The following is an 8,250-nucleotide window of genomic DNA, read 5'->3' as shown; positions in this document are numbered from 1 at the left end:
CCACGGCTCCCGCCGTGACCGCGGCGCGCAGGTGACGCCGGTACGACTGCTGCTCCGTGGGGGGTTGTGCCGGTGTCGCGGAAAGGTTCTCTGGGCCTGGTCGGTGAGCCACGTCAGCTTGTACTGCCCGTCGACGGCCGTGGTACGGCCCGTGCCCGTCGCGTCGGCGATGGGAGCGGCGACGGCGGACACCCCGCTCAGGGTGGCCCCTGCCAGGGTGAGGGCGGCGAGGACGGCGGTGCGGGTGCCGGCACGACGCGCGAGGAGTGTGCCGGGCATGAACATGCCTCCAAGTCGGATGATCATACGAACATCTCGTCACCTGGCTCTCTGTCACCTCGCGGCCGAAAAGGCGGCAGCACCGCCCTACGACGCGTCAGACATCGCTCTTCCGGCGCGGCGGCCCCCCACGTCTGAGGCCTCTTCGCACCTCGGGGACGTCGCCGGCCGCCTCCTCCGACCCGATCGACCCGATCGACCCGATCGACCCGACCGCCTCCTCCGACCTCTCGGGCTCGTCGGGCTCGTCGGGCTCGACCGCCTCCTCGGGCTCCCGTGGCGACCGCACCGCGACCCCGGACGACAGCAGCAACAGCACGCCCAGCATCACGAACGGCGCCGCCACACCCGCGACTCCGGCGATCAACCCGGCCGCGGCGGGGGCGGCGACCTGGCCGAGCCGGTTGCCGGTCAGGCGCAGGGCCAGAGCCGTGGAACGGGCGTCGTCGGGGGCGGCCTGGACGACCGTCGTCATGGACAGCGGCTGACCGACCCCGAGGCAGAAGCCCAGCGCGGCCAGCAGCAGGCCGAGCGCCCACACCGGCACCGGCAGGGCGATGCCCGCGCAGAGCAAGGCCGCGAGCAGACAGGTGAGCGTCAGCAGCAGGGTCCGGCCGAGCAGTCGCAGCAGGGGCGTCAGCACCATGCGGCAGGCGATCGTCGCCGCCGCGCGCAGACTGAGCAGGACGCCGATCACGGACGGCGCGATGCCCCGGTGTTCGCCGACCACCGGCAGGTAGGCGGTCAGGATGTCCGTCGCGGACAGCACGGCGAGACTGACGAAGATGCCCGCCGGCACCCCGCGGGTGCGCAGGATGCCCCCGACCGGGATCCGGTCGCCCTTGTCCGGGCGGGACGCGGACGCCGTACGGCGGTGCTCGATGCGCCACAGCGAGGTGAACGCGACCGCCGCCGTGGCACCCGCCACGATCAGGGCGAGCGCGCTGCTGCCGGCCATGTCGTCGCCGCCGATCAGCGCGCCCGCGGCGACCGGCCCGACGAGCTGACCGAGGGCGGCGCCGATGGTGAAGTGGCCGAAGTTGCGGTCTTGTTCGTGCGGCGCGGACTGGCGGGCGACCAGGGACTGGGAGCCGATGACGAAGCACAGGTGCCCGAGGCCCATCACCCCGCTCCACAGGGCCATCGTCCACAGGGAGCCGGCGACGCCGCTGAGGGCGCAGCCGCCGGATATGAGCACCACGCCGACCGGCAGCAGGGGGGCGCAGCGGCCGTGGTCGGTGCGGCGGCCGAGGGGCACGGCGGCGAACAGGGGCAGCAGCGCGTACACACCGGCGATCACACCGATCGCGCGCTCGTCCGCGCCCAGCGCGAGGGCCCGGTAGGAGACGGCGGGCCGGGCCATCGACACCGCCCCCTGCGCGAAGCTGAAGGCGATGACGAGGCGAAGCAGCCAGCCGCGGTTCCCACCGGGCCTCACGATGACGTCCTCCATGGGTGGCTCAGATGATCCCGAACATCATGCCCGCGCCGAGGATGACCAGGCAGGTGAGGGCGGCCCACTTCACGACGAACTTGGTGTGGTCGCCGAATTCCACCTTGGCCATGCCGACCAGGACGTAGACGGCCGGGACGAGCGGGCTCGACATGTGCAGCGGCTGGCCGACCAGCGAGGCGCGGGCCATCTCCAGCGGGGTGACACCGTGCGCGGCACCGGCCTCGGCGAGGACGGGCAGGACACCGAAGTAGAAGCCGTCGTTCGACATGAAATAGGTGAGCGGCAGGCTCAGGATGCCGGTGACGAGGGCCATGTGCGGGCCCATGCTGCCGGGGATGACGTCCACCATCCACTTGGCCATGTGCTCGACCATGCCGGTGCCCTGGAGGACGCCGGTGAAGACGGCGGCGGCGAAGACCATGCCGGAGACGTTCAGGACGTTGTCGGCGTGGGCGGCCAGGCGGGCCTTCTGGTCGGGGATGTGCGGGAAGTTCACGGAGAGGACGAGCGCGGCGCCGATCAGGAAGAGCACCGGGATCGGCAGCCACTCCATGATCATGGCGGTGAGCAGGGAGACCGTGAGGAGCGCGTTGAACCAGTAGAGCTTGGGGCGCAGGGTGGCCCGGTTCGGGTCGAGGCCCTGGAAGCCGTGATCGTCCGCGGAGTCCTCGGCACCCTCGGGAGCGTCGCTGCCGGAGCCCGCGTCCCCTGCGCCGGCCGTGCCGGCCGTGCCGCCCTTGTGCATCGAGACCTTGCCGTCGCCGGAGCCACCGGAACCGACGAGGACCGTCTCGGTCTCCTTCTCCTCCACGAGCACGTCGTCCAGCGTCAGCACGCCCAGCCGCCGGCGCTCGCGCACACCGAGCACGTAGGAGAGGACGAAGACGAAGAGCAGGCCCACCAGGAGCGCCGGGATCATCGGGACGAAGATGTCGCTGGCGTCGAGCTTCAGCGCGGTCGCGGCGCGGGCGGTCGGGCCGCCCCACGGGAGGGTGTTCATCACGCCGTTGGCCATGGCGGCGACACCGGTCATCACGACCAGGCTCATCTTCAGGCGCTTGTACAGCGGGTACATCGCCGAGACGGTGATCATGAAGGTCGTCGAGCCGTCGCCGTCCAGCGACACGATCGCGGCGAGCAGCGCGGTGCCGACGACGATCCGCATCGGGTCGGCTTTGCAGAATTTGAGGATGCCGCGGACGATCGGGTCGAAGAGACCGACATCGATCATCACGCCGAAGTAGACGATCGCGAACATGAGCATCGCCGCGGTGGGGGCGAGGTCGGTCACGCCGTCGAGGACGTAGTCGCCGAGGTGGGCGCCCTTTCCGACGAACACGCAGAACAGCGCGGGAATCAGCACGAGCGCCGCGATCGGCGACATCTTCTTCATCATGATCAGGACCAGGAAGGTCGCGATCATGGCGAAGCCGAGGATGGTCAGCATGAGTGGATACCTAACGTTCGCCCTTGAACATCCCACCAGGGCCGGCGGTGTCCGAGACGTTAGGTGCCGTCAAGCAGCGTTAACAAGACGTTGACATGCGAGCAATAAGCGCAAAACTGCTGGTCACAGCTTTGCTCAGGTCAGAGCGGTGAGCTTTTCGGTCACTGAGGGGGATTCCGGCGCGCTCCCGGGGGCGACCTCGACGGGTATGCCGTTGAGGACCGCGTTGCCCGACAGCGGGTCGAGCAGACGGCCGTCGAGGAGCTGGTTGACGTTGACGCCGGGGGCGGTCGAGGCGTGGCTCAGACGGGTGCCGGGCCGGTCGTGGCCCCAGCCGTGGGGCAGGCTCACCACACCGCGGCGGACCGCGTCGGTGACCTCGGCCGCCACCGTCACCTCTCCCCCGGCGCCCTTCACCCGCACCGGCTCCGCGCTCTTCACGCCCAGCCGCTCGGCGTCCTCGGGGTGGATGTGCAGGGTGCAGCGGTTCGAGCCGCCGGTGAGGGCGGGCACGTTGTGCATCCAGCTGTTGTTGGAGCGCAGATGACGGCGGCCGACCAGGACGAGCCCCTCGGGGCGTTCGGCGAGGGCCGCGCGCAGCCGGGGCAGGTCGTCCGCGATCGGGCCGGGCAGCAGCTCCACCTGGCCGCTGCGGGTCTTCAGGGGCTGCGGCAGGCGGGGTTCGAGCGGGCCGAGGTCGATGCCGTGCGGGTGCGCGAGCAGCTTCTCCAGGCTGAGCCCGTCCGGTCGTACGCCGAAGCCGTCGCCGTAGGGGCCGAGGCGCAGCATCATGTCGAGCCGTCGTTCGGGGCCGGTGTCGCCGGTGAGCCGGCCGGCGAGCTCGCGCGGGTCGCTGCCGTGGACCGGCGAGTGCGGCTCCTTCACCGCCTTGCCGAGGGTCTGGTCGATGACGATTTGGTCGACGGCCGCCGGGTCGGCTCCGCGCATGCCCGTGACGGCCAGGATCAGCCGGGCCAGGATCTCCGTCTCCGCCATGCGGCCGGGTTCGAGGGGGATCGCGGGGCGGGTGTAGCGGACCTGGTTGCGTACGGCGAGGGTGTTGAAGGCGAAGTCGTGGTGCGGGCTCTGGGAGGGCGGGGGCGGGGGCAGGACCACGTGGGCGTGGCGCGAGGTCTCGTTGAGGTACGGGTCGACGCTGACCATGAAGTCGAGCGAGTCGAGCGCCTTGTCGAGCCGGTCGCCGTCGGGCGCGGACAGCACGGGGTTGGCAGCGACGGCGATCAGCGCGCGCACCGGCTCGCCCGCCTCGGAGGCGGTGTCGATCTCCTCCGCGAGGGCGGAGAGGGGCAGTTCGCCCTTCGCCTCGGGGTGCCGGCTCACCCGGGAGTGCCAGCGCCCGAGGGCGAAGCCGCGGCCGGGTCCGGCGGGGCGCGGGGTCTTGTCGGTGGCGGCCTGCGGGAAGAGCGCGCCGCCGGGCCGGTCGAGGTTGCCGGTGAGGATGTTCAGGACGTCGACGAGCCAGCTGGCGAGGGTGCCGTGCGGGACGGTGCAGCTGCCGATCCGGCCGTATACGGCGGCGGCGGGGGCGGCGGCCAGCTCGCGGGCGAGGGTGCGGATGACACCGGCCTCGACGTCACAGGCCTCCGCGACCGCCTCGGGTGTGAACTCCCCCAGCTCCCCGGCCAGTTCCTCGATGCCCTGGACGTGCGGGGTCGGCTCGACGAGGCCCTCGTCGTAGAGCACCCGCGCCATCGCCGCCAGCAGCAGGGCGTCGGTGCCGGGCCGGACGGCGATGTGCCGGTCGGCGAGTTTCGCGGTGCGGGTGCGCCGGGGGTCGATCACGACGAGGGTGCCGCCGCGGGCCTTGAGGGCCTTCAGCTTGCCGGGGAAGTCGGGGGCGGTGCACAGACTGCCGTTGGACTCCAGCGGGTTGGCGCCGATCAGGAGCAGATGGTCGGTGCGGTCGAGGTCGGGCACGGGGATGGCGTTGGCATCGCCGAACAGGAGGCCGCTGGAGACGTGCTTGGGCATCTGGTCGACCGTGGAGGCGGTGAAGACGCTGCGGGTGCCGAGCCCGGCGAGCAGGACGGTCGGATAGAGGGCACCGGCCATGGTGTGCACATTGGGGTTGCCGAGGACGACGCCCACGGAGTTCGGGCCGTGGCGCTCCACGACGGGCCTGATGCCGGCGGCGACCGCGTCGAAGGCCTCCTCCCAGGTCGCCTCGTGCAGCTCGCCGTCCCGCCGTACGAGGGGGGTGCGCAGGCGGTCGGGGTCGGAGTCGACGGCCCCGAAGGAGGCGCCCTTGGGGCAGATGAACCCCCGGCTGAACACGTCGTCGCGGTCACCTCGGGCGTGGGTGACGCGCGTCCCTTCGATGGTGAGGGTCAGGCCGCAGGTGGCCTCGCACAAGGGGCAGATACGCAGGGCGGTGCGGGACACGGGTCCTCCCGGGGCGGCGGCTACGGTGACGCGCTGACACGCCCGAGCATACCGACCGGTATGGACGGCGGGGAGACCCTCGCGGGATCCGGCCGGCCGAGCAGTGGAGGCCCTGGCGGGATCCGGGTCGGTCGAGCGGTGGAGAGCCTCGCGGGACCCGGGTCAGTCGAGAACCCGGGCCAGATAGGCCCGCAGCATCTCCCGGGCCTCGTCGATGATCCGCCGGTCCCCCTCCGGCGCGACCCGGAACGCCAGGTGCACGAGGGTGTCGGCGGTCTCGACGGCGATGAGGAAGACGCGGCGCAGATCGTCGTCGGGTTCGCGGTCGAGATACCCGGAGAGGAGTTCGGTGAGGCGGTCGGCGACGCGGTGGTTGGGTTCGGCATGGCGGGCGCCGACCGGGATCTGGTTGCCGAAGTCGACGAGGGAGAAGCCGGGCGCGGTGCGCCTCATCTCCAGGTACTCGTCGAGCACGACGTCCATGGCCGTGCGCCAGCCCCCGTCCTCGTCGGCCTGGCGCAGACGCTCGGTGACGCGCACGGTGTACCGCTCCAGGTTGCGCTGCGCCAGCGCGTCGACCATCTGGCGCTTGTTGCCGAAGAAGCGGTAGACCGAGCCGATCGGGACCGAGGCCCGCTGGGCGACGGCACGCGTGCTCAGGGCGTCGTAGCCGACCTCGTCGAGGAGGTCGGCGCAGGCGTCGAGGATCCTGGTCAGGCGTTCGGCACTGCGCCGCTGCACGGGCGCACGACGGAGCGAGGTCGCGGGGGGCACGGGCTTCATGATGCCCCTCCGGCGCCGCCGGGTGAACCTCGCCCCCCGGTGTCCGCGCTCTGCGTCCGGGCCTTGCGCCGGGAGACCGCGTCCGGCGAGATCCCCGGGCCGGGCTCCGAGGACGTGATGTCGGCCGTGCTCTCCACGGGCTCGCCGTCCACCGCCCACACGGTGCCGTCGTCGGCGTAGAGGCGGGCGGTGACGTGATGGGTGCCGCGCGGCACGAGGCGGGTGTCCAGCCGGTAGGCGGAGGCGCGCAGCCGGGCGACGGGACGGCCGTCGACGAAGAGGCGCGCGAGACCCCGCCCGGCCACCGCGCGGGTTGCCGCGCCGGTCGGGGAGAAGCGGAAGTTGCGCACGCTCAGGCGTACGTCCCAGCCGCCGGCGGCGTCGGGCTGCACCTCGATTCCGACGTCCGGGGCGCCCTCCTGCCCGACCTCGCGATAGGGCCGCCCTTCCTGGTCCCGGTCCTCCAGGATCTTGCCCACCGGTGTCGCCGACCCGGCATCCTCCCGGGCGCCGCCGGAGCCGCAGCCCGCGGATCCGGCCAGCAGGAGGACACAGACCGCGAGCGCGGCGAAAGGTCTCCGTGTCCACGTCATGTCCGGGAGCGTAGAACGGACGTCCGGCCCGGCGGATCGTTCTCAAGTCGGGTTCAGGTCATCCGTCGAGAGGATGCCGCGCGCCCCTCTTGCGTCGGGGAAAACGCAATCCTACGGTACTGCATAGGAATCGTACGCAAGGGAGCAGCGATCATGGGCGCGGACGCGCGGAAGACCGCCGAAGGGCTGACCTACCTCTCCGGCTTCGGCAACGAGCACAGCTCGGAGGCGGTCCCGGGCGCACTGCCCGAGGGCCGCAACTCGCCCCAGCGGGCCCCCCTCGGGCTGTACGCGGAGCAGCTGAGCGGTTCGGCGTTCACCGAGCCGCGGGCCCACAACCGCCGCTCGTGGCTGTACCGGATCCGCCCGTCGGCCGCGCACCCGGCGTTCACCCGGACCCACAGCGGCTCGATCCGCACCGCCCCCTTCACCCAGACCGTGCCCGACCCCAACCGCCTGCGCTGGAACCCGCTGCCCGACCCGGCGCCCGAGACCGACTTCCTGGCGGGCCTGTGGACCCTGGGCGGCAACGGTGACGCCACCCAGCGGACCGGCATCGCCGTGCACCTCTACTCGGCCAACGTCTCGATGGACCGGGTGTTCAGCGACGCCGACGGCGAGTTGCTGATCGTCCCGGAGCGCGGCGGGCTGCTGCTGCACACCGAGTTCGGTCTGCTTCATGTGGAGCCGGGACATATGGCGCTCGTTCCTCGTGGGGTTCGCTTCCGTGTGGAGCTCCTGGACACGGCGTCCGACGGCGGCCAGAGTCCGACGGCCCGCGGCTATGTGTGCGAGAACTACGGCGCTCCCTTCCGCCTCCCCGAACTGGGCCCGATCGGCGCCAACGGGCTCGCCAATCCCCGGGACTTCCGCGCACCCGTGGCGGCGTACGAGGACATCGAGGGCCCGGTGGAGGTGGTGAACAAGTTCTGCGGCAACCTGTGGACGGCCACCTACGACCACTCCCCGCTCGATGTCGTCGCCTGGCACGGCAACCATGTGCCGTACGTCTACGACCTGCGCCGTTTCAATGTGCTCGGCACCATCACCTACGACCACCCCGACCCGTCGATCTTCACGGTGCTGACGTCCCCGTCGGACACCCCGGGGCTGGCCGGTGTCGACTTCGTCGTGTTCGCGCCGCGCTGGCTGGTGGGCGAGGACACGTTCCGGCCGCCGTACTTCCACCGGAACGTGATGACCGAGTACATGGGCCTGATCGAGGGCGCGTACGACGCGAAAGCGGAAGGCTTCGTACCGGGCGGCGGTTCGCTGCACAACATGATGTC

General features: G+C 71.6%; 6 protein-coding genes and 1 pseudogene. 1 reads left to right on the top strand and 6 read right to left on the bottom strand.

The annotated features are described in order from the left end of the window. From ABZ281_RS13920 to ABZ281_RS13895, 6 genes and pseudogenes are all read right to left on the bottom strand, one after another. Positions 1–279, bottom strand: a pseudogene (locus tag ABZ281_RS13920) (hypothetical protein); the annotation flags it as partial. Between the two features lie 97 nt (positions 280–376). Then, a complete protein-coding gene (locus tag ABZ281_RS13915; RefSeq protein ID WP_356655236.1) occupies positions 377–1,717 on the bottom strand; it encodes an MFS transporter in 1,341 nt (446 codons plus the stop codon). A 22-nt stretch (positions 1,718–1,739) separates the two neighbouring features. After that, positions 1,740–3,182 (bottom strand): citrate:proton symporter, encoded by a 1,443-nt coding sequence (locus ABZ281_RS13910; protein ID WP_356655234.1) that lies wholly within the window; start codon positions 3,180–3,182, stop codon positions 1,740–1,742. 135 nt (positions 3,183–3,317) lie between these two features. After that, on the bottom strand, positions 3,318–5,585 hold the full coding sequence (locus tag ABZ281_RS13905) for a molybdopterin oxidoreductase family protein (protein ID WP_356655233.1): 2,268 nt from the start codon (positions 5,583–5,585) through the stop codon (positions 3,318–3,320). 162 nt (positions 5,586–5,747) lie between these two features. Next, a complete protein-coding gene (locus tag ABZ281_RS13900; protein WP_356655231.1) occupies positions 5,748–6,368 on the bottom strand; it encodes a TetR/AcrR family transcriptional regulator in 621 nt (206 codons plus the stop codon). Continuing rightward, a complete protein-coding gene (locus ABZ281_RS13895; protein ID WP_356655229.1) occupies positions 6,365–6,961 on the bottom strand; it encodes a hypothetical protein in 597 nt (198 codons plus the stop codon). Before ABZ281_RS13895 ends, ABZ281_RS13900 begins: the two co-directional genes overlap by 4 nt. A gap of 153 nt (positions 6,962–7,114) precedes the next feature. Here ABZ281_RS13895 and hmgA point away from each other — a divergent pair. Further along, a partial coding sequence (gene hmgA, locus ABZ281_RS13890; protein ID WP_356655227.1) for a homogentisate 1,2-dioxygenase occupies positions 7,115–8,250 on the top strand: 1,136 nt, incomplete at its 3' end.

The organism is Streptomyces sp. NPDC006265 (genome assembly GCF_040613555.1).
GTDB lineage: Bacteria > Actinomycetota > Actinomycetes > Streptomycetales > Streptomycetaceae > Streptomyces.
Note: the sequence above shows the minus strand (reverse complement) of the source record. Positions and strands in the feature narration are given on the sequence as shown.

Coding starts and splice junctions, on each gene's coding strand:
- ABZ281_RS13900 (WP_356655231.1), bottom strand. CDS start 6,368: ATGAAGCCCGTGCCCCCCGCGACCTCGCTCCGTCGTGCGCCCGTGCAG.
- ABZ281_RS13895 (WP_356655229.1), bottom strand. CDS start 6,961: ATGACGTGGACACGGAGACCTTTCGCCGCGCTCGCGGTCTGTGTCCTC.
- ABZ281_RS13910 (WP_356655234.1), bottom strand. CDS start 3,182: ATGCTGACCATCCTCGGCTTCGCCATGATCGCGACCTTCCTGGTCCTG.